Below are 20,375 nucleotides of genomic sequence, written 5' to 3'. Positions count from 1 at the left end.
TCGGCAACAGCATGAGGCTCCAAGCCGCCCTGCGTTCGCGGCTCCTCCGCTGCGCTCCGGACCGCTCATTGGTCCACCGGAGTTTCGCTCGATCCGACAACGGTTCGGGCGCGCCGGTGACCGTCCGGCCCGGCCGCGACCGGTGTCGCCGACGGTGCCTCCTCGGGGAGCGGCAGCACGGCGTCGACCAGGAAGCCGCCGCCCGGCGCGGGGCCGGTCCACAGCTCGCCGCCCAGGGTGGCGACCCGCTCGCGCATGCCGAGCAGCCCGTGTCCGGCGCCGGCGGGCTGCCCGGGGACCGGCCCGGGGCCGTTGTCGCGGACGCGCACGCGCACGCGCAGGGCGTCGCTCGTGTACGCGAGCTCGACGTCGACCGCGGCGCCGGGGGCGTGCCGGCGGACGTTGGTCAGCGCCTCCGGCACGATCCGGTACGTGGTGAGCTGCACGCCCTGGGCGAGCGGGACGACCCGGCCGCGCACGAGCAGCCGCGCGCCCGCCCCGGTCGAGTCGCGCGCCTCGTCGAGCAGCTCGGTGAGCTGCCGCAGACCGGGCTGCGGTGTGCGGTTCGGGCCGGTCAAGCCGGGCTCCTCGGCATCCTCGCGCAGGACCCCGAGGAGCCGGCGCATCTCGGTGAGCGCCGCCCGCGCCGTGTCACCGATCGCGAGGAGGCGTTTCGCCCCGTCCGGCGGCAGCCCGGGCGTGGTCAGCCGGGCCGTCTCCGCCTGCACCGCGATCATCGAGATGTGGTGGGCCACGACGTCGTGCAGCTCACGGGCGATCCGGGCGCGTTCGCCCCGCGCCGCGTACGCGAGCAGGGTTTTCGCCATCGCCTGGCGGGACTCGTCGTCGGCCGCGGTCGCCGCGCGGGCGCGCACCGAGACACCGGCGCCGGCCGCCCCGACGGTCGCCGCCGCGACGACGAGCGCGAACATCCGCCCGTCCAGGCCGCCCCCGGGCGGGCCGAGGATCGCGTAGGCCACGAACGGCGGAACGAACCATGCGGTCGTGGTGGCCCGATGGCGACACCCCACCACGTAGAGCGCGACGACCTCGGCGGCGAGCACCGCGGTCGGCGGCCGGGGGTACAGCATGAGCGTGAGCGCCGCCGCCGCTGTTGTCGCCGCCGCGGCCCACATCGGCCGGGTCCGCAGCAGCGCCACCGGCGCGGTGGCGCAGACGGCGAGGAGCAGCGCGGCCGGCTGCAGGGCACCGGAAACCACGCCGCGCAGGACGGTCTCCACCATCGCGGCGAACCCGAGCAGCGCCGCAGCGACCGCTGGCAGCTCGGGAAGGCTGGTGACCCGTCCGACCAGACGTCCGACGGCGGCGGCCGGCCGGCCGTGCGCATCCCCCTCCATGCCGCCATTCTCGCGGCACGGCCGGTCCGCCGCGTCCCCGGTGCCCGTCCCCCACGTGGGGGACCCGCCGCCGCGGCGTCACCCGGAGCCCGGCACCCGAAGACGGCTCCACGGCGGGACGACCGGGCGTCCCCGGCCGCCTAGCGTCGCTGCCCCCGGCACCGCGCTCAGCGCCGCCAACGGCGACGAGGGCCTCTCGCTCGGGGACGAGCCGACGCTGCGGGCGGTGTACGGCACCGTGCTCTACCTCGCCCTGGTGGCGCTGTTGAGCTACGGTGTCGCCGCAGTGCTGCGTGACACCGCCGGGTCGATCGCCACGATGCTCATCCTGCTGTACGTCGCGCCGATCCTGGCCTCGTTCATCACCGACCCTCGGTGGCTGAGGCGGATCGACCGGCTCTCGCCGATGTTGGCCGGCCTGAAGATCCCGGCGACGAGGGCGTTGGACTCGCTGACGATCGGACCGTGGCAGGACCTGGGCGTCCTGGCCATATGGGCGGCGGGCGCCCTGCTGGCGGGCCTGCTCTCGCTGCAGCTGCGCGACGCGTGACTCGGGGGCCTCGTGGTCGGTCGCAAACGACCGCCACGAGGGCCCGATCGGGCACTGCGCCTACGAGCCCGGCCGGGTGGCTCAGGATGGTGAGAAGAGCTGACGGCACCTAGTTCACCCGACAGGCACCCCGCCGGGCGGGCCCACATGGGATCTCACCGCGTCGGTCGCCCCGGTGACGGCCACTCCTCCTGCCGGGAAGGGCCTGTTTCGTTGCCATTGATCGGAAGTCGTGATCCGTTGTGCGCGTCCACTGTGGTGGGCATCATCGACCTACCGGCGTCAGTGGGGAGGACGCGTGGGCACACGGATGGCGGGAGTTCTCCGTCGGGGCCTGCGGTGGCGCGCCCGTCGCGCGGCCGGTTTCCTCGGCCTGCTGGCATTGTCGGCGGCGCTGTTGGTCTGGGGGCGGACGGTCACCGGCTACAACCAGGCGCTGCTGCTCAACATCGGCGCGAGCATCGTCATCGTGGCGTTCTCGTACGCGATCGTGGATCCGCTCTTCGAGGAGCTGCGCCGGTCGCGGGTGGAGGAGCATCCACGCTTCGACGACGAGGAGTTCAGCGCGCACGTGGCGGCCGCCTCCTCAATGGTATCGATCATGGACACGGGCAGCCATCTGCTGGAGGGCTCCGGCCGCGACCGGTTCCTGCGTGCCCTGCGGACGGCGCTGGGCAACGGGGTCCTGGTGCGGGTGCTGCTGCTGGATCCGGATTCGGCGGCGGCGTCGCAGCGGGCCGAGGAGATCCGGCCGGTGAACGTCCGGGAGGTGATCGTGGACAATCTGCGCCGGCTCAACAAGTTCGCCGAGTCCCTGGATGCGGAGACGCGGGCCCGTCTTCAGGTGCGGATCTACGACGCCTCGCCGACGGCGCACATGTTCCGGTGGGACGACAAGGCGCTGATCTCGTTCTTCCCGGTCGGAGTGCGGGCGTCGGCGGCGCCGCACCTGGAGGTGTTCATGGGCAGCCCGTTGGGTGAGTTCGTGGAGAGCCGCTTCGACGAGTTGTGGCGGCATCCGAGCACCCGGCGGTTGGCGGAGTACGTGTGCCTGCCGATGGCGTTGCGGTACGACGGCGTGGTGTTGCGCTCCTGCGAGGTGCACTTCGTGGCGCTGGTCGACGGGTGGTGCATCGACGGGTCGCCGATCGTGGACCAGTTGACCGATCACGGGACGGGGCCGTTGGAGGTGCAGTTGTCCCGGCCGCTGGCGGTGGACGGCTGGTCGGGCACGCAGTTCCGGCTGGCGCGGGTGGACGGGGACGCGCTGCGCGCCCGGGTGTTCGCGTTGTTCGACGCGAAGTACGGGCCGCGGCGGTTGGCGGGGCCGGGGCGGGCGCGGTTGGCGTTGCGGCTGATCCCGTGGCGGGAGGCCGACGGGGCCGGCCCGGCGCTGGCGGACTCGGGTGAGGTGGGGCCGGGCGCTTCCGTGGCGTGACGGCGCCGTCAGGTGCGGGGCGCGGGCTGACCGTTCGGCTCAGCGTCTCGACCGTCGGGCGCGTGGTGGGTTTCGCCGAAGCGGGCGGTGGGGGCATGAAGCAGGAAGTTCTTTCCATCCTCGGGAGAGGAAGCAGCATGCTTTCCGCACTCGATCGCCGGCACGCCGTCGCGCCGCCCGGGTACAGCCGTTGGCTGATTCCTCCTGCGGCGTTGGCGATCCATCTCTGCATCAGGCAGGTCTATGCGACCAGCGTGCACAAACGACTCTTGTCGAGGGGGCTACAGTCCTCGACATGTCCCCTCTACAGATCAGGGCCGCCGGCTACGTCCGCCAGTCCCGGGCCCGTGAAAACAAATCCGAAGCATCCCCCGCAACGCAGCGCGAGGCGAACCGCGCCCGCGCCGACCAGTTCGGCGCGACCTGGGTCGGCAGCTACGAGGACATCGGTATTTCAGCGTTCAGCGGGGCCGAGCGCCCTGGGTTTGAGCGGCTGATCGCCGACTGTCGCTCGGGGCGTGTAAACACGATCATCGTTTACTACGTGTCGCGGTTCTCCCGTCAGGAGGTCACGGACGCGATCCCGATCGTGAGCGAACTCCTCGGCCTCGGCGTGACGATCATCTCTGTGACCGAAGGCGAGTTCCGTAAGGGCAACCTTATGGACCTGATCCACCTCCTGATGCGGCTGGACGCCGCGCACAGCGAGTCCAAGAACAAGAGCGCCGCCGTCAAGGGGGCGAAGGCCGCCGCCCGCGCCCTCGGCGGGTACGTGTCCGGGAAGCCTCCCTACGGCTTCGCCCTGGCGTCCGAGATCCGGCACAACACCGACGGCCGCCCGATCGCCATTAAGACCCTCGCCGTCCGCGAGGCGGAGGCCGCCGTCATCCGGCGCATGGTCGCCCGGGTCCTGGACCCGACCGACCCGCCGACCCTGGTCACCGTCGCCGCCGAGCTGAACCGCGACCAGGTCCCGACCCGAGGCGGGACCGTCGGGAAGAACACCGCCGGGTCCGCCTGGTGGGGCCACACGCTCGCCCGCATCCTGCGGGACCCGCGCATCGCGGGCTACGCCGCCGAGATCGTCTACGCGACCCGCCCGAACGGGACCCCGTCCGGGAACGTCGCCGGTTACCGCCTGGTCCGCGACGACGACGGGAAGCCCGTCCCGGCGCACCCCGAGATCATCGACCCTGCGACCTGGTACGCCCTCCAGACCGCGCTAGACGGCCGCGCCGGGGTCGCCCCGGTCCCGACGGGCGTTCAGGCCCTCCTGTCGTCCCTCGGCATCCTGCGCTGCGAATGCGGCGCGATCATGAAGAGCCACCGCATCGCCGCCCGCGCGGCCCGGTCCGCGTACCGCTGCGCCCGCCCTCGGGGCCTGCGCCGGCCGGGCCAGCACGCGAACGACTGCACTGTGTCGATGGAAGCCCTAGACGATTACGTCGCCCGGCGGATCTTCGCCCTGATCTCGACCGCCGACACGGGCGAGGACCCGGAAACCTTGGACGCCCTCGCCGAGGCCGCCCGACTGTTCGGGATCGCCAGCACTGATCCGGCGACCGCCGCGCAGCGGGGCGCGATCGCGGGCGAGCTGGACGACGCGGAACGCGCCCTGGACAACCTGTACGACGACCGGGAGAAGGGCGGCTACTCGGGGAAGGTCGGCCAGCGCCGATTCCTGGACGCCGAGCGGGCGTTGTCGGCCCGGATCGACGCCCTGACCGGTCAACTGGCCGCCCTCGACGCTGCGGCGTCGCCCCTTCTCCCGATCGTGGAATGGCTCGGCGAACCGGGCGAGGACCCGATCGGGCCCGGTTCGTGGTGGGCCCGGGCGCCGATCGCCGAGCGGCGGGCGTTCGTCGCCCTGTTCGTCCGCGAGATCACCGTCAGGAAAGCCCCCGACGGTATGACCCGCCCGCCGATTGACTCCCGGGCCGAAATCGCCTGGGTCCGCCCCTTGGAAGACCAGTAACCCCGCCGCCCGACTGACCTCACCAGCGTGCTTCTGGGCGGCCGGGTTCGGAGTCGGCGCGCTGGCATCGCGAGGAAGCAGCTGTGGCTGCTGTACCTGGGGTACGGGCTGCTCGGCGGCATCGGTCTGGGGATCGGCTACATCTCCCCCGTCTCCACGTTGATCAAGTGGTTCCCGGACCGGCCGGGTCTGGCGACCGGCCTGGCGATCATGGGCTTCGGTGGCGGAGCGATGGTCGCCTCCCCCCTGTCCCGCCAGTTGCTGTCGTTCTACGACCCGGCGTACGACCCGGCCAACGCGGGTTCGACAGCGTCGGGAAGCGCGCTGGTGTGGTTGTTCGTGACGCTGGGCGTCGGCTACTTCCTGATCATGATGTTCGGGGTGTTCAACGTGCGGGTGCCGGCGGCGGACTGGCGGCCGGCGGGTTTCGATCCGGCGCGGGTGGCGGCGAAGCCGCTGGTGACCACGGCGAACGTGTCGGCGGCGAACGCGGTGAAGACGCGGTCGTTCTGGCTGCTGTGGGTGGTGTTGTTCTGCAACGTCACCGCCGGGATCGGGATTCTGGAGCAGGCCAGCCCGATGATCCAGGACTTCTTCCGGGACAACGGGACGTCGGCGGTGTCGGTGGCGGCGGCCGGCGGCTTCGTGGGGCTGCTGTCGCTGTTCAACATGGGGGGCCGGTTCGTCTGGTCGTCGACGTCGGACCTGATCGGCCGCAGGCCGATCTACCTGGTCTACCTCGGCGTCGGCATGGTGCTGTACGCGCTGCTGGCGTTGTTCGGGCAGACCGCGACAGCGCTGTTCGTGCTGCTGGCGTGCGTGATCCTGTCGTTCTACGGCGGCGGGTTCGCCACGGTGCCGGCGTACCTGCGGGACCTGTTCGGCACGTACGAGGTGGGGGCGATCCACGGGCGGCTGCTGACGGCGTGGTCGGCGGCGGGGGTGGCCGGGCCGCTGATCGTCAACGGGTTCCTCGACGCCCAGGGCAAGCCGGGGACGTTGACCGCGGCGGCGTACCGGCCGGCGTTGTTCACGATGGTCGGGGTGCTCGCGGTGGGGTTCGTGGCGAACCTGCTGATCCGGCCGGTGCCGGAGCGGTTCCACGAGCCGGCTCCGGACGGCGGCCCGGATGACGTTACGGAGCCGGTGGCGGCGGAGAGGAGCGGCACGCGATGAACGAGGTCGGTCACGGGCAGCGGGCCCGGTTGTGGATTTCCTGGCTGGTGGTGTCGGCGCTGCTGGGCTACGGGGTGGTCCAAACGGTGATCACGGCGGCGAAGCTGTTCACGAGTTGACGCGGCGCCGCTGAGGACGGCCCGGGGGTGCCCTCCCCCGGGCCGTCGCGCGTCACAGGCCGCCGGCCACCCGCAGGACCGCGCCGGTGGTGTACGAGGCGTCCGGGCCGAGGAGCCAGGCGATGGCCCCGGCCACCTCGTCGGGCTCGCCGGCGCGGCCCAGCGGGATGCGCCCGGCGGCGCTGTCGGCCCGGTCCGGCACCCCGGACAGGGCGTGGATGTCGGTGCGGATGATGCCGGGGGCGACGGCGTTGACCCGGATGCCGTGCGGGGCGAGCTCCTTGGCCAGGCCGAGGGTGAGGGTGTCGGTGGCGGCCTTGACGGCGGCGTAGTGGACGTACTCGCCGGGGCTGCCGAGCGTGGCGGCGGCGGAGGAGACGTTGACGATGGCGCCGCCGTGGGTCATCCGGCGGGCGGCCTGCTGGGCGCAGAGGACGTACCCGATGAGGTTGACGTCGACGACCTGGCGCAGGTCGTCGACGCGCAGCTCGGTGAACGGGCCGATCGGGCTGGTCACGCCGGCGTTGTTGACCAGGCCGGTGACGGGTCCGAGGCCGGCGGCGGCGTCGAAGAGGCGCTGGACCTGGTCGGGGTCGGTCGTGTCGCCGGGGACGGCGAGGCCGCGGCGGCCGGTGGCTTCGATGTCGGCGACGACCGCATTCGCGGCGGCGTGGTCACGGCGGTAGCCGATGGCGATGTCGTGGCCGGCCACGGCGAGACGGCGGGCGGTGGCCGCGCCGATGCCGCGGCTGCCGCCGGTGACGATGATGACGGAGGTCAATGCCCTCTCCCCTGCCCTGGTGGTGCGGGTGACGTTACCGTGATCAGCACGGTCCGGCGGTGGAGAGGACGATCACACATGAGGCGGGCGTTGGTGCTGGGCGGTGGCGGCGTGACCGGGGTGGCCTGGGAGTTGGGGCTGCTGGCCGGGTTGGCGTCCCGGGGGGTGGAGCTGGCCGCGGCGGACCTGGTGGTGGGCACGTCGGCCGGGTCGGTGGTGGGGGCGCAGGTGTGCTCCGGGGTGCCGGTGGAGGAGTTGTACGCGGCGCAGCTGCGCCCGGCCACCGGTGAGGTGGCTGCCCGCTTCGGGGTGGGCGCGGTGGCGCGACTGTTGTGGGCGGGTGGGCGTACCCGGGACGAGCTGCGGTCGCGGGCCCGGATCGGCGCGATGGCCCTCGCCGCGCGGACGCCGTCGGAGGCGTCGCGGCGGGCGGTGATCGAGGGGCGGTTGCCGTCGCCGCAGTGGCCGGCGCGGCGGCTGCTGGTGACGGCGGTGGACGCGGTCTCGGGCGAGTTCGTGGTGTTCGACGCCGCCGGCGGGGTGTCGTTGGTGGACGCGGTGGGGGCCAGTTGCGCGGTGCCCGGGGTGTGGCCGCCGGTGACGATCGGGGACCGCCGGTACGTCGACGGCGGGGTGCGCTCGGCGGTGAACGCGGACCTGGCGGCGGGTGCGGAGGCGGTGGTGGTGCTGGCGCCGGTGTCGTCGGCGTTCGGGCCGATGCCCCGGTTGTCGGCGCAGGTGGCGGCGTTGCGCCAGCACGCGCGGGTGACGGTGGTGGCGCCGGACGCGGCGGCGCGCCGGGCGATCGGGCGCAACGTGTTGGATCCGGCGCGGCGGGCCGACGCGGCGCGCGCCGGTCGGGCGCAGGCGGCGGCGATGGCCGATGAGGTGGTGGCGGTGTGGGGCTGATCGCCTAGGCTCCGCGCGTCGGGTCGATCAGCGGAGGTGCGCGGTGGGTGTGGGTGTCGGGGATCTGGTGGACGATTTCGCGCTGCCGGACGAGACGGGAACGGTGCGGCGGCTGTCGGAGTTGGTCGCGGCGGGGCCGGTGGTGTTGTTCTTCTACCCGGCGGCGATGACCCGGGGGTGCACGGCGGAGAGCTGCCACTTCCGGGACCTGGCGGCGGAGTTCGCGGCGGTGGGCGCCCAGCGGGTGGGCATCAGCCGGGATCCGGTGGAGAAGCAGGCGGAGTTCTCCCGGCGGCACGGGTTCGACTATCCGCTGCTGTCGGACGTCGACGGCGCGGTGGCGGAGGCGTTCGGGGTACGGCGGCGGTTGCCGCTCGGGGCGTTGAGCACGCGGCGGATGACGTTCGTGATCGGCCAGGACCGGCGGGTGCTGGCGGTGGTGCACAGCGAGTTGAGCATGAACGAGCACGCCGATGCGGCGCTGCGCGCGCTGGGGGCCTGATCTTCGCGGTGTCGCAGCCGGCTGGTATCAAGGCTGCAATCAAACGTCTGTACGGAAGAGGGCAGTGATGGCGGGCCAGGGTTTGTCCACAGACGAGGTGCAGGGCGTCCGGGAGGCGTTGGCCGCGGGGCGGAAGCCGAAGGTGGTGTTCACCGCCGCGGCGGGTCAGATGGCCGGTCAGCTCGGCCAGGTGGTGGAGCTGACCGATCCGGCGGAGTCCGACGACTTCGTGGTGGTGCGGTTCGGCCGCGACGAGTTGCCGTTCTCCGCCGCCGACGTGTCGATCGCGCCCCGGGGAGCGGGCCGCAAGGCGCCCGAGCCGAAACCGGAGCCTGTGGTCGAGGAGCCGGCGGCGCCGGCGGAGCCGGAGTTCGTGTTGGACACGCCGCGGGTGCCGGCGCCGCGTCGGGAGGAGCCGAAGGTGGAACAGCAGGTGGAGGCGAAGCCGGCGCGCCGGCCGGTGAAGGCCACGAAGCCGAAGGGCCCGGCGGGGCTGACGGTGACGCTGGCGTACGCCGAGGGTGAGTGGACGGTGGCGGCGCAGCAGGGCGCGAAGGCGCTCGCCAAGCCGTACGTGGTGAAGCCGGCGGAGGCGCTGCGGATGGTGGCGCTGGTGGACGTGCCGGGGGTGCAGGAGGCGGTGGAGCAGATCCTCGCCGCGGAACGGGCCGAGGCGGAGCAGCAGGCGGAGAAGCTGCGCGCGGAGCTGGCGGAGATCGAGGCGCGGCTGGCGGAGCTGCGCGACGCCCGCTGACGCTGTCCCGTGCGGCGGCCCAGGTGAGCCGCCGCACGGGAGCCAGTCGCGGGTGGACCGTCGGGGACGTCGTCGGGCGCCGCGGTCGGCAGGACGGCCGACCGGATCCACCGCCGTCACCGCCGGCGGTGACGGCCGGTCAGAAGTAGTCGTGCAGGTGCGCTGCTCCCCCGCCGGCGAGCAGGTCCAGCGGGCGGGGGTCCGCGCCGGCGGCGAGGTGCAGCAGGCCCGCCTCGGCGGCGGCGCGGGCGTCGGTGGCGCCGCAGTAGAGCAGCGCGAAACCGCGCACGGTCAGCCGCAGGTCAGGCTCGGTGGCGACCCGGTTGAGCCGGGCGTCGCCGTCGGCGACGTCGAGGCGCCAGGTGCCGGTGTTCCAGTCGGCGAGGTCGTCGTGGAGGGCGAAGACGACACTGCCGCGCAGGTGGGTGGGCCAGCCCCGGTCGGCGACGGCGCGGGTCACGTCGACGGGGCGGTGCATCCACAGGTCCCGCTCGTGTTCCCGGGCGGCTTCCAAGGGCAGGTGGGCGCTGACCGCGTCGCCGGGCAGCGGGCAGATCCGCAGGGTGGGGGTGACGCTCTGCCAGCTGGCGAGGGCGCCGATCAGCGCGCGGGCCGCCTCGTCGGTGCTGGCGGCGATGTCCTCGACGGTGAGGACCGCGTCGTGGCGGTAGCCGCGGCCACGGTTCCAGCCGGCGTAGCCGACCAGGTCACCGTCGTCTTCGACGAGGGTGAGGCCGTCGAACGGGAGACGGTCGGCGGAGTGGCCGAACAGGTCGCCCCGGCGGGTGAGCAGGCCGCGGCGGTGGCGGGCCACCCGCTCGTAGAGGGCGGTCACGGCGGGCAGGTCGGCCGGTCGGCCAGCACGCAGAGTCAGTTGCGGTGCCGGCCGGTGCCGCGGCAGCGCCGCGGTGGGCAGGGCGACGGTGCGCAGCACGCCGGTGACGTCCCAGCCGCCGGCCCGGTAGGGGGCGGTGACCGTGGGGAACAGGGCGCTGACCGCCGCGCCGCGCTCGTGGGCGCCCCGGAGCAGCCCGCCGAGCAGGGCTCGGGCGACGCCCCGGCCGCGCGCCTCGGGGGCGACGGCGACCCCGCCGACGCCGGCGGCGCACACCGTACGGTCGTCCCACCACTGGTCGTGGTGCAGGTCCGCGGCCTTGCCGACGAGCAGGCCACGCTCGTCGAAGGCGCCGTAGCGGGTCAGGCCGGGCACGGGTGCGGTGGCGTGCGGCGCCGGCTGCGGGTCGGAGCCGAAGGCGAGCCGGCCGAGCTGCCAGGCGTCGGCCAGTTCGTCGGGGGTGAGTTCGCGGACGGTGACGGTCACCGGCCCACCGTAGCGGCGGAGATCTTGGCGGTGCACGGGGTTCCGCGGTGGTCGAGCGACGGGCGGGAGCCGGGCCGGCGGTGGCCGGGGCGCGCTGCGGGGCCGGTGCGACCCCCTCGCACCGGCCCCGCGTCCCGCGCCCGCAGGCTCATCAGTGCTGCGGAATGTGCACTACCCCGATCCGCTTGCGGAACACCCAGTACGTCCAACCCTGGTAGGCCAGCACGATCGGGGTGAACACCACCGCCAGCCAGGTCATGATCTTCAGGGTGTACGGAGTCGAGGAGGCGTTCGTGGCGGTGAGCGTCCCGGCGGCGTCCAGGGTCGACGGCAGCACGTTCGGGAACAGCGCCGCGAACAGGGTCGCCACCGCCAGGGCGATGGCCACCGCCGTGCCGGTGAACGCCCAGCCCTCCCGGCGTACCCGGGCGGCGGCGAGGCCACCGAGCAGGGCGAGGGCCGCGCCGACGGCGAGCACGACGGCGGCCGTGCTGGAGCGGATGGTCAGCGTCCAGGTCAGGAAGGCCACCGCGACCACGGCCGTGCCCACGCCGAGCTTGACCGCGAGGGCGCCGGCCCGCTCGCGGATCTCGCCGGTGGTCTTCAGGGCGATGAACACCGCGCCGTGGGTGAGGAACAGCGCCAGGGTGGTCAGGCCGCCGAGCAGGGCGTACGGGTTGAGCAGGTCGACGAGGCCGCCGGCGTACTCGTGGTCGGCGGACAGCGGCACGCCGCGCAGGATGTTGGCGAACGCGACGCCCCACAGGATCGCCGGCAGCAGCGAGCCGACGAAGATGGCCTGGTCCCAGCGGCGCTTCCAGGACGCCTCGGGGCGCTTGTGCCGGTACTCGAAGGCCACGCCGCGGGCGATCAGGGCGAGCAGGATCAGCAGCAGCGGCAGGTAGAAGCCCGAGAAGAGGGTGGCGTACCACTCGGGGAAGGCGGCGAACATGGCGCCGCCGGCGGTGATCAGCCAGACCTCGTTGCCGTCCCAGACCGGGCCGATGGTGTTGATCAGGACGCGGCGTTCCCGGTCGTCGCGGCCGAGCACGGGCAGCAGCATGCCGACGCCGAAGTCGAAGCCTTCGAGGATGAAGTAGCCGGTGAAGAGCACGGCGACGAGGAGAAACCAGACGGTTGTCAGTTCCACGATGGGCTCCGAAGATCAGTAGGCGAAGGCGAGCGGGCGCTCGGCGTCGTCGGTGGCGTCGTCGACGGGCGCCGGACTGAGGTCGGGTACGCCGGCCTTGGCGTAGCGGACCAGCAGCTTGAACTCGATCACGGCGAGGGTGGCGTAGATCAGCGTGAAGGCGGTGAACGAGGTGAGCACCTCGGCCAGCGAGACGCTGCGGGACACACCGTTGCGGGTGAGCATCTCGCCGAAGACGATCCACGGCTGGCGGCCCATCTCGGTGAAGATCCAGCCGCACGAGTTGGCCAGCAGCGGCAGCACGGGCATCACCAGGCCGGCGCGCAGCAGCCACCGGCTGGTGGGGGTGCGGCCCTTGCGCTGGCTCCAGAGCACCAGCAGGGCGATCGCGGCGGCGGCCATCCCGAAGGCGATCATGAACCGGAAGCTCCAGTAGGTGACCGGGATGATCGGGGTGTAGCTGCCGGCGCCGTACTGGCTGGCGTACTGGGCCTGCAGGTCGTTGATGCCCTGCACGGTGCCGTGCGGGTCGCCGGTGCCCAGGAACGACAGCAGGTACGGGATCTTGAGAGCGAAGACCTCGCGGCTGCCGTCGAGGCTGCCGACGGTGAGCACGGAGAACGAGGCGGGGCTCTCGGTGGTGTAGAGGCCCTCGGCGGCGGCCATCTTCATCGGCTGCACCTCGGTCATGATCTTGCCCTGGAGGTCGCCGGTGAACAGCACCAGCGCCGAGGAGATCAGCACCACCCAGGAGCCGAACTTGGTGGCGAACCGGTAGGCGGCGGTGTCGGCGCTGTCGCGGTTGCGGATGACGTGGAACAGGCCGACGGCGACGATCAGGGACCCGGCGACCAGGAACGACCCGGACAGGGTGTGCGGGAAGGTGATCAGGGCGACCTTGTTGGTCAGCACGGCCGGAAAGTCGGTGAGCTCGGCGCGGCCGGTGGTCGGGTTGACCCGGTAGCCGACCGGGTTCTGCATGAACGAGTTCGCGGCCAGGATGAAGTACGCGGACAGGTTCGTGCCGATCGCCGCGGCCCAGATGCTGGCCAGGTGGGCCCGCTTGGGCAGCCGGTCCCAGCCGAAGATCCACAGCCCGATGAAGGTGGATTCGAGGAAGAACGCCACCAGGGCTTCGATCGCGAGGGGGGCGCCGAAGATGTCGCCGACGAAGCGGGAGTAGTCGCTCCAGTTCATGCCGAACTGGAACTCCTGCACGATGCCGGTGACCACGCCCATCGCGAAGTTGATCAAGAAGAGCTTGCCGTAGAACTTGGTGAGCTTGAGGTACCGCTCGTTGCCCGTTCGGTGCCACAGGGTCTGCAGGATGGCCACCAGGATCGACAGCCCGATGGTCAACGGCACGAAGAGAAAGTGGTAGACGGTGGTGACACCGAACTGCCAGCGGGCGACGTCCAACGCGTCCACCTGAAACCCCCAGCTGTGCGTACTACGAGACGTAGTAAATACTACTGGGCGTCGTAGAGGAATCGGCAGGGCCGGAAGGCCCGACGCCACCTGGGACCAATGACCTTGATCACCTCCGCCGCCCGGCCCGGGATCGGGTCCCCCGCTCACCCCGACGCGTGCGACCATCCAGCACTGATGAACACCCCGACCGTGTGGCGACCGCCGCTGTTCTGGCGCGCCGCCCAACTGCTCGCCCGCGCCATCGTCGGCGCGCTCGGCCGCCTCGAGGTCACCGGCGACGTGCCGGTCGAGCTGCGTCGCGGACCGCTGATCCTGGCCGCCAACCACATCAGCCCCTTCGACCCGGTGGTCCTCGCCGCCGCCTGCCGCGCCCGGGGCGTAGCCCCACGGATCATGGCCACCGGCGGGCTCTTCCGCGCCCCCGTCATCGGTTCGCTGATGCGCCGCTCCGGGCACATCCGCGTCAACCGGGGCACCACCTCGGTCCACCAGGCCCTCGAGATGGCCGCGTCGGCCGTGGCCGCCGGCTCGGTGATCCTGGTCTACCCGGAGGGGCGGATCGGGCTGGACCCCGGCATGTGGCCCGAGCGCGGCAAGACCGGGGCCGCCCGGCTCGCCTTCGCCTGCGGCGCACCGGTCCTCCCGGTCGCCCAGTGGGGCTCCCACGAGGTGCTGCCGTACCGGGCGCCCAAGGGGATGCTGCGGGGCCTGGCCCGGGCGCTGGTGCGCCGGCCGACGATCCGGGTGCACTTCGGCGCCCCGGTAGCGCTGCGCGACCTGCACGTCCGCACCCCCGGGGCGGCCCGGCGGGCCACCGACCGGATCATCGACGCGATCATCGAGGACCTGGCGCCGCTGCGCCCCGACGAGCCGGACCTCCCCCGGCATGTCGACCCCGGCCGCCCCAGCGAGACCACCCGGTCGCACCGGCGGCGCCCGCCGGGCTGATTAGCCTTCGAGCGCAGGCGAAGGATGAGACTCTGCGGGCCGGGACACCCCGTCCCGCGGAGGAGGCAGCAGCCATGAGCGCACCGACCGCGCTGATCACCGGCACGTCGACCGGCATCGGCCTGGAGACCGCCGTGGGCGCGGCCCGCGCCGGCTGGCGGGCCGTGGCCACCATGCGCGACGTGTCGCGCGCCGACGCGCTGCGCCGCGCCGCCGACGCCGCCGGGGTCGCCGACCTGGTCGAGGTACGCCGGCTCGACGTCACCGACCCGGCCTCGGTGACCGGCTGCGTGGCCGACGTGATCGCCGAGCACGGGCGGCTCGACGCGGTGGTCAACAACGCCGGCGCCGGGCACGTCGGCACCCTGGAACAGGAGACCGTCGACGACGTCCGGGCCGTCATGGAGGTCAACTTCTTCGGCGTCCTGCACGTCAGCCGGGCCGCGTTGCCGCACCTGCGCGCCAGCGGGGGCCGGCTGGTCACCGTCACCAGCGTCGGCGGGGTGGTCGGGCAGCCGTTCAACGAGGCGTACTGCGCGGCGAAGTTCGCGGTCGAGGGCTTCATGGAGTCCCTCGCCCCGGTCGCCGCGACCGTCGGCGTCACCGTCACCGTGGTCGAGCCCGGCGCGGTGGCCAGCGAGTTCGTCGCCAACGCCGGCGTCGACCGGGACGCCGCGCTCGCGCAGGCCGGGGTGTACGCGCCGGCGCTGCGGGCGTACCTGGAGCGCAGCGCCGGCGCGTTCGCGGCCGCCCAGTCCCCGGCGCACGCCGCCGTGGTGGTGGTCGCGACCCTCACCGACCCGGAGCCGGCGCCGCGCGTGCAGACCTCGACCACCGCCCGGCAGTTCGTCGGGGCGAAACTCGCCGACCTCGACGGCCGCGCGGTCACCACGATCACCGCTGGCTGGTTGGCCTGATCAACGGCGCTGCGGCCGGGCCTCGGCCAGCCGGGCGTCGAGCGCGTCGAGGTCGGGGACGAACCAGACGTGCTCGGCGCGGTTCGACTCGTGGACCAGGGCGCGCAGGGCCGCGCTGGCCGCGAGGTGCCGGGAGATGTCACCGACGACGGCCAGGCGCAGCCGGTAGTTGACGAACTTCTGCATGATCTCGCCGGCGAAGCGGGTGCCCAGGGAGAAGAAGTCGTCGCCCAACCGGCTCGCCGGCACGGCCACCACCTCCGCACCGAGGAACGCCGCGCCGACCAGGTCCAGCGCGTCGCGCACGGTGGCCACCGGCGGCCCGGCCGGGTCGCAGACCAGCACCGGCACCCCCATCCGCTGCTGCACCACGTCAGGCATCGACGGCCTCCCCCGCGAGCAGGCCGTTGCCCTCGGCGAGGACGGCGTCGAGCAGGTGCAGCACGTCGGCGGTGACGGCCGCGCCGCCCAAAATGATGATCTTCATGCGGTGTCGTTCCTCGTCGTGGACGGTCTGGACGCGCAACGGGTGCGCCGGGTCGTGGCCGGTGTTCGCCGCGGCCAGGACGAGGGTGCCCAGCCGGTCGGCCGCGGCCCGGTCGACGCCGTCGACCTGCACGATGCTCGACACCTCCAGGGCGGGCACCGCGGCGGCGGGCCGGGCCGACGGTGGCCGGCCGGTCAGCGCGTCGAGGTCGGCCCGGGCGATCCGGTACTGCTTGCCGATCCGCACCGCCTTCAGCCGGCCGGCGCGGATGTAGCCGCGCACGGTGCGCGGGTGCAGGCCGAGCCGGTCGGCCACCTGCTCCACCGAGTACACATCATCACTCATCGGGCCACACGATAGACCAGATAGGGGCCGATAGGGAAGCCTGGGGTCGGGTTCGACGCCGGATGCTCGCCGGCCGGCCACCCGGGCGCCATCGGGGGCGGTCATACTGCCGGGCGTGCAACCCCGCTCCGCCTACCTCGACGCCGCCGCGCCGCTGGCGTTCGCCCACCGCGGCGGCGCGGCCGACGGTGACGAGAACACCGCCGCCGCGTTCGCCCGCGCCATCGCCCTGGGCTACCGGTACGTCGAGACCGACGTGCACGCCACCGCCGACGGCGTGGCGGTGATCTTCCACGACACCACCCTGCGCCGGGTCACCGGCGAGCCCGGGCGCATCGCCGACCTGCGCTGGACCGACCTGGCCTCGGTACGCGTCGGCGGCGCCGCCGTGGTGCCCCGCCTCGACGAGGTCCTCGGCGCCTGGCCGGAGGTCCGCTTCAACATCGACGTCAAGGCCGACGGCGGGGTGGCACCCACCGTGGAGACCGTCGCCCGCACCGGCGCCGGCGAGCGGGTGCTGCTGGCCTCCTTCAGCGACGCCCGGCTGACCCGGCTCCGCGCCCTGGCCGGGCCGAAGGTCGCCAGCAGCCTCGGCATGCGCGGGGTGGCCCGGCTGCGGATGGCCTCTCTGCACGGGAGGTCGCTGCGGCTGCCGCCGTCCGTGGTCGCCGCCCAGGTCCCGGTCCGCTACGGACGCATCCCTGTGGTGGACCGCCGGTTCCTGGCCTACTGCCACCGGATCGGGTTGCAGGTGCACGTCTGGACGATCGACGAACCTGCCGAGATGCACGACTTACTTGATCTCGGCGTGGATGGCATCATGACCGATCACGTCGGCGTGCTGCGCGACGTCTACCGCAGCCGCGGCCACTGGGCCGCCTGAACCCACGAGGACCCCGATGGCCGAGACGGTCACCCCCGCCGTTGCCGACACCCCGCAGCCGGCGAGCACCCGCCGGGAGCGGCGCGGCTGGTACCTCTACGACTGGGCCAACTCGGCCTTCCAGACCACCGTCATCACGGTCTTCCTCGGCCCGTTCCTCACCACCGTCACCGAACTGGCCGCCGGCTGCCAGCTCGGCGCGGACAGCTGCGACGGGTACGTGCACCCGCTGGGCATCCGGATCGCCGCCGGGTCCTACTACCCGTACCTGATCTCACTGTCGGTCTTCCTCACCGTCTTCGTGCTGCCTGTGATCGGGGCGGTCGCCGACCGGTCGACGCACAAGAAGCGGCTGCTCGCCGCCGCCGCGTTCACCGGCGCCGGCGCCACCATCGCCTTCGCGTTCGTCACCGGCGAGCGCTACCTGCTCGGCGGGGCGCTGTTCCTGATCGCCAACATCTCCTTCGGCGCGGCCGTGGTCGTCTACAACTCGTTCCTGCCGCAACTGGGCGGCCCGGACGAGCGTGACACGATCTCCAGCCGCGGCTGGGCCATCGGCTACCTCGGCGGTGGCCTGCTGCTCGCGCTGAACCTGGTCGCGGTGACGATGCTCAGCGAGGAGGGCAACCCGCAGCGCACCCTCGACCTGGCGCGCTGGTCGATCGTCTCCGCCGGGGTGTGGTGGGCCGCGTTCACCCTGCTGCCGCTGCGCTGGCTGCGCGAACACCCCACCGCCGAGGCGCTGCGCGGCGGCGGCAACGTGCTCACCGACGGGTTCCGGCAGCTCGGCCGCACCCTGCGGGAGATCAAGGCGTACCCGCTGACGCTGTTCTTCCTGCTCGCCTTCCTGGTCTACAACGACGGCATCCAGACCGTGATCACCCTGGCCAGCCAGTACGGCACCGAGGAGCTGCGGCTGGAGCAGAGCACCCTGATCGTCACGATCCTGCTGGTGCAGTTCCTCGCCTTCGGCGGCGCCCTCGCGCTCGGCGCCCTCGCCCGGCGCATCGGCGCGTGGAAGACCGTGCTGCTGTCCCTGGTGCTCTGGACCGGTGTGATCATCGCCGCGTTCCGGTTGCCCGCCGAGGCGCCGCTGCCGTTCATGATCCTCGGCGGGGCGATCGGCCTGGTCCTGGGCGGCAGCCAGGCGCTGAGCCGGTCGCTGTTCAGCCAGCTCATCCCCGCCGGCAAGGAGGGCGAGTACTACGGCTTCTACGAGATCAGCGACAAGGGCACCAGCTGGCTCGGGCCGCTCGCCTTCGGCCTGGTGTTCCAGCTCACCGCCTCCTACCGGGTGGGCCTGGTCTCACTGCTGATCTTCTTCGTGGTCGGGTTCGCGCTGCTGGCCGCCGTGCCGATCCGGCGCGCCATCGTGGCCGCGGGCAACACACCACCCCGGGTGCTGTAGCCCCGGCCGCGCACGGGCCAGATCCGGGCCGATCGATGGACTAGGCTGCCCCGACGTGACCGACGACGCCGCCGCCCCGATCTGCCTGGCCCGGCCCCTCCTCCCCGGCCCGGACGACACCCGCACCGGCTGCGCCGCCGCCCGCGGCCTCGACGGCCGTCCGCTGCACGCCGCCGCGCTGAAGTTCTTCTGGGGGCCGATGGACTGCGGCAAGTCCACGATGGCGCTGCAGATGAACTACAACCACGCCCGGCAGGGCCGCCGCGGTTTGGTCACCACCCGCATCGACCGCTCCCTCGGCCCGCAGGTCACCACCCGCATCGGCCTGGCCCACTCCGCCATCGAGGTCACCGACTCCCTCGACCTGCGCGACCTGGTCCGCGACGCCTGGGCCGAGGGGGTACGCGTGGACTACCTGATCTGCGACGAGGCCTCCTTCTACAACCTGGAGCACGTCGAGCAGATGGCCGAGCTGGTCGACAACTACGACGTCGACGTGTACGCCTTCGGCCTGGCCACCGACTTCCGCTCCTGCCTGTTCCCGGCCGCGCAGCGGCTGTTCGAGCTGGCCGACGAGGTGGCCCGCATCCAGGTCGAGGTGCTCTGCTGGTGCGGCCGCGAAGGGCTGCTCAACGCCCGGGTGGTCGACGGGCGGGTGGTCCGCGAGGGCGAGCAGGTCGTCATCGGCGACACCATGGCCAGCGCCGACGTGCGCTATCAGGTGCTCTGCCGCCGCCACTACCGCTCCGGCGACCTCGGCCCGCGCAGCTGAGGTCAGAACGGGTCCCCGCAGACCCGCCACTTCCCGTTCTCCTGGATCACCGGAAGTTTGCGCTCCTCGCTGGCCCCGCCGTCGCGGGTTACCCGTACGGTCACGGTGGCGCGCGGGCGGCCGCGCAGGGTGGAGATCGACACGTCGGTGATCTCGTAGCCGCTGACCTGCGGCGGGGTCCGTACCCAGCTGCCGAAGCCGACCGCGCTCCACTTGCCGCGGGCGTCGGAGCACATCCGCTCGTACGCGGCGTCGGTGTCCCCGGCGGACACCTCCCGGAAGAACCCGTCGGCGGTGTCCCGCACCGGGCCGTTGGCCTGCATCACCACCTGCACGTTCCACACGGCGAGACCCGCCACCCCGATCAGGCAGAAGCCCACGCCGAGGCCGCCCAGCAGCAGGCCGGTGCGCATCGGCCGGCGCCGCCGGGCGGGTCTGCTCCACCCCTGCTCCCTGCCCATCACCTTCGACCGTAGAGAACCAGCCCATCGGCGCGCAGGAACTCCGCCTCTGTCGCCGTGGTGGCGGCACCGTCTACCGTCCGCGCTGACCGCCGCGCTGCTGGTGGAGCACGCGGCGTGGGGCGACGAGCAGGCCGAGGTGGCCGCCCGGCTGTGGGCGCGGCGCTGGCTGCGGCACGAGGACATCACCGCCGACGCGCACCGGCACCTGGAACTGCTCTGCTGAAACCCGCCCGCCGTACCTGCCACAAGGTGTCAGGTACGGCCGGCAGACTGGCCGGCATGACAATGACCGCCGACCTCGCGATGATCAACCTCGACAGCTCCGACCCGGTCGCCCACGCCGGGTTCTACTCCCGCGTCCTCGGCTGGGACGTCACCCACAGCCAGCCCGAGTACGCCATGATCAGCAAGGACGGGGTCTCCGTCGGGTTCGGGTTGGTGCCCGGCTACACACCGCCCGCCTGGCCCGACGAGACCGCCGGCAAGCGCTACCACCTCGACCTGTACGTCGACGACCTGACCGTCGCCGAGAAGGAGTTCGTGGCGGCCGGCGCGACGAGGCCGGAGTTCCAGCCCGGCGGTGAGCGCTGGGTGGTGCTGATCGACCCGATCGGCCAGCCGTTCTGCATCTGCCCCCGCCCGCAGGGCTGAGCACGGACCGGCGCGCCGGGCGGAGCGTCGCCCGGC

23 protein-coding genes are annotated in these 20,375 nt (G+C 72.9%); 15 read left to right on the top strand and 8 right to left on the bottom strand.

Going from position 1 to position 20,375, the window contains the following annotated elements; genetic code table 11:
* Nucleotides 1-65: 65 nt before the first annotated feature.
* A complete protein-coding gene (locus OG799_RS09910; RefSeq protein ID WP_406044732.1) occupies nucleotides 66-1,358 on the bottom strand; it encodes a sensor histidine kinase in 1,293 nt (430 codons plus the stop codon).
* Nucleotides 1,359-1,413: 55 nt separating this feature from the next.
* On the opposite strand from OG799_RS09910, the gene OG799_RS09905 reads away from it, so the two are divergent.
* The 5 genes from OG799_RS09905 (at nucleotide 1,414) to OG799_RS09885 (ending at nucleotide 6,616) form a co-directional block, all read left to right on the top strand.
* A complete protein-coding gene (locus OG799_RS09905) occupies nucleotides 1,414-1,908 on the top strand; it encodes a hypothetical protein (RefSeq protein ID WP_406044731.1) in 495 nt (164 codons plus the stop codon).
* 298 nt (nucleotides 1,909-2,206) lie between these two features.
* The gene (locus OG799_RS09900; protein ID WP_406044730.1) at nucleotides 2,207-3,346 is read left to right on the top strand and encodes a hypothetical protein; all 1,140 of its coding nucleotides are present in this window, start codon (nucleotides 2,207-2,209) and stop codon (nucleotides 3,344-3,346) included.
* 295 nt (nucleotides 3,347-3,641) lie between these two features.
* Nucleotides 3,642-5,321, top strand: a complete 1,680-nt coding sequence (locus OG799_RS09895; protein WP_406044729.1) for a recombinase family protein — start codon at nucleotides 3,642-3,644, stop codon at nucleotides 5,319-5,321.
* 27 nt (nucleotides 5,322-5,348) lie between these two features.
* Nucleotides 5,349-6,497: an OFA family MFS transporter gene (locus tag OG799_RS09890; RefSeq protein ID WP_406044728.1), complete on the top strand. Its 1,149-nt coding sequence runs from the start codon at nucleotides 5,349-5,351 to the stop codon at nucleotides 6,495-6,497.
* Nucleotides 6,494-6,616 (top strand): hypothetical protein, encoded by a 123-nt coding sequence (locus OG799_RS09885; RefSeq protein ID WP_278045629.1) that lies wholly within the window; start codon nucleotides 6,494-6,496, stop codon nucleotides 6,614-6,616. Before OG799_RS09890 ends, OG799_RS09885 begins: the two co-directional genes overlap by 4 nt.
* Before the next feature lie 52 nt (nucleotides 6,617-6,668).
* Here OG799_RS09885 and OG799_RS09880 read toward each other — a convergent pair whose 3' ends face one another.
* Nucleotides 6,669-7,397, bottom strand: coding sequence for an SDR family oxidoreductase (locus tag OG799_RS09880; RefSeq protein ID WP_406044727.1), 729 nt, complete (start codon nucleotides 7,395-7,397; stop codon nucleotides 6,669-6,671).
* Between the two features lie 78 nt (nucleotides 7,398-7,475).
* On the opposite strand from OG799_RS09880, the gene OG799_RS09875 reads away from it, so the two are divergent.
* The 3 genes from OG799_RS09875 to OG799_RS09865 all read left to right on the top strand — a co-directional run bounded on the left by OG799_RS09875 (nucleotide 7,476) and on the right by OG799_RS09865 (nucleotide 9,562).
* A complete protein-coding gene (locus tag OG799_RS09875) occupies nucleotides 7,476-8,306 on the top strand; it encodes a patatin-like phospholipase family protein (protein WP_406044726.1) in 831 nt (276 codons plus the stop codon).
* Between the two features lie 43 nt (nucleotides 8,307-8,349).
* On the top strand, nucleotides 8,350-8,808 hold the full coding sequence (locus OG799_RS09870; RefSeq protein WP_406044725.1) for a peroxiredoxin: 459 nt from the start codon (nucleotides 8,350-8,352) through the stop codon (nucleotides 8,806-8,808).
* A gap of 67 nt (nucleotides 8,809-8,875) precedes the next feature.
* Nucleotides 8,876-9,562 carry a hypothetical protein gene (locus OG799_RS09865; protein ID WP_406044724.1) on the top strand — a complete coding sequence of 229 codons (687 nt, stop codon included), beginning with the start codon at nucleotides 8,876-8,878 and terminating at the stop codon, nucleotides 9,560-9,562.
* A gap of 139 nt (nucleotides 9,563-9,701) precedes the next feature.
* Here the strand turns inward: OG799_RS09865 and eis are convergent, their stop codons facing one another.
* The 3 genes from eis to OG799_RS09850 all read right to left on the bottom strand — a co-directional run bounded on the left by eis (nucleotide 9,702) and on the right by OG799_RS09850 (nucleotide 13,461).
* The gene (gene eis / locus OG799_RS09860) at nucleotides 9,702-10,883 is read right to left on the bottom strand and encodes an enhanced intracellular survival protein Eis (RefSeq protein ID WP_406044723.1); all 1,182 of its coding nucleotides are present in this window, start codon (nucleotides 10,881-10,883) and stop codon (nucleotides 9,702-9,704) included.
* A 151-nt stretch (nucleotides 10,884-11,034) separates the two neighbouring features.
* Nucleotides 11,035-12,033 (bottom strand): cytochrome d ubiquinol oxidase subunit II, encoded by a 999-nt coding sequence (gene cydB / locus OG799_RS09855; protein WP_406044722.1) that lies wholly within the window; start codon nucleotides 12,031-12,033, stop codon nucleotides 11,035-11,037.
* Nucleotides 12,034-12,048: 15 nt separating this feature from the next.
* Entirely contained in the window at nucleotides 12,049-13,461 is a 1,413-nt protein-coding gene (locus tag OG799_RS09850; protein ID WP_406044721.1) for a cytochrome ubiquinol oxidase subunit I, read from the bottom strand.
* A gap of 177 nt (nucleotides 13,462-13,638) precedes the next feature.
* On the opposite strand from OG799_RS09850, the gene OG799_RS09845 reads away from it, so the two are divergent.
* Together OG799_RS09845 and OG799_RS09840 are read left to right on the top strand one after the other, a co-directional pair.
* Nucleotides 13,639-14,412 (top strand): lysophospholipid acyltransferase family protein, encoded by a 774-nt coding sequence (locus tag OG799_RS09845; protein WP_406044720.1) that lies wholly within the window; start codon nucleotides 13,639-13,641, stop codon nucleotides 14,410-14,412.
* A 74-nt stretch (nucleotides 14,413-14,486) separates the two neighbouring features.
* Nucleotides 14,487-15,329, top strand: a complete 843-nt coding sequence (locus OG799_RS09840) for an SDR family NAD(P)-dependent oxidoreductase (RefSeq protein WP_406044719.1) — start codon at nucleotides 14,487-14,489, stop codon at nucleotides 15,327-15,329.
* Here the strand turns inward: OG799_RS09840 and OG799_RS09835 are convergent, their stop codons facing one another.
* Both OG799_RS09835 and OG799_RS09830 read right to left on the bottom strand, forming a co-directional pair.
* Nucleotides 15,330-15,710: a DUF4180 domain-containing protein gene (locus OG799_RS09835; RefSeq protein ID WP_406044718.1), complete on the bottom strand. Its 381-nt coding sequence runs from the start codon at nucleotides 15,708-15,710 to the stop codon at nucleotides 15,330-15,332.
* The gene (locus tag OG799_RS09830; protein ID WP_406044717.1) at nucleotides 15,703-16,161 is read right to left on the bottom strand and encodes a helix-turn-helix domain-containing protein; all 459 of its coding nucleotides are present in this window, start codon (nucleotides 16,159-16,161) and stop codon (nucleotides 15,703-15,705) included. The genes OG799_RS09835 and OG799_RS09830 overlap by 8 nt, the downstream gene beginning before the upstream one ends.
* A gap of 115 nt (nucleotides 16,162-16,276) precedes the next feature.
* Here OG799_RS09830 and OG799_RS09825 point away from each other — a divergent pair, with 115 nt between their 5' ends.
* The 3 genes from OG799_RS09825 to OG799_RS09815 are packed head-to-tail and all read left to right on the top strand — an operon-like array spanning nucleotide 16,277 to nucleotide 19,224.
* Nucleotides 16,277-17,044, top strand: a complete 768-nt coding sequence (locus OG799_RS09825) for a glycerophosphodiester phosphodiesterase family protein (RefSeq protein ID WP_406044716.1) — start codon at nucleotides 16,277-16,279, stop codon at nucleotides 17,042-17,044.
* A 16-nt stretch (nucleotides 17,045-17,060) separates the two neighbouring features.
* Complete coding sequence (locus OG799_RS09820; RefSeq protein WP_406044715.1) at nucleotides 17,061-18,452, top strand: MFS transporter; 1,392 nt, start codon at nucleotides 17,061-17,063, stop codon at nucleotides 18,450-18,452.
* 55 nt (nucleotides 18,453-18,507) lie between these two features.
* On the top strand, nucleotides 18,508-19,224 hold the full coding sequence (locus OG799_RS09815) for a thymidine kinase (RefSeq protein ID WP_406044714.1): 717 nt from the start codon (nucleotides 18,508-18,510) through the stop codon (nucleotides 19,222-19,224).
* Between the two features lie 2 nt (nucleotides 19,225-19,226).
* Here OG799_RS09815 and OG799_RS09810 read toward each other — a convergent pair whose 3' ends face one another.
* Nucleotides 19,227-19,685: a hypothetical protein gene (locus OG799_RS09810; protein ID WP_406044713.1), complete on the bottom strand. Its 459-nt coding sequence runs from the start codon at nucleotides 19,683-19,685 to the stop codon at nucleotides 19,227-19,229.
* A 103-nt stretch (nucleotides 19,686-19,788) separates the two neighbouring features.
* Here OG799_RS09810 and OG799_RS09805 point away from each other — a divergent pair, with 103 nt between their 5' ends.
* Nucleotides 19,789-19,911, top strand: a complete 123-nt coding sequence (locus tag OG799_RS09805; RefSeq protein WP_406044712.1) for a hypothetical protein — start codon at nucleotides 19,789-19,791, stop codon at nucleotides 19,909-19,911.
* Between the two features lie 56 nt (nucleotides 19,912-19,967).
* A complete protein-coding gene (locus OG799_RS09800; RefSeq protein WP_406044711.1) occupies nucleotides 19,968-20,339 on the top strand; it encodes a VOC family protein in 372 nt (123 codons plus the stop codon).
* Nucleotides 20,340-20,375: the final 36 nt, after the last annotated feature.

This window comes from Micromonospora sp. NBC_00898, from assembly GCF_045207895.1.
Classification (GTDB): domain Bacteria; phylum Actinomycetota; class Actinomycetes; order Mycobacteriales; family Micromonosporaceae; genus Micromonospora.
This window is presented reverse-complemented; position numbering and strand designations above follow the sequence as displayed.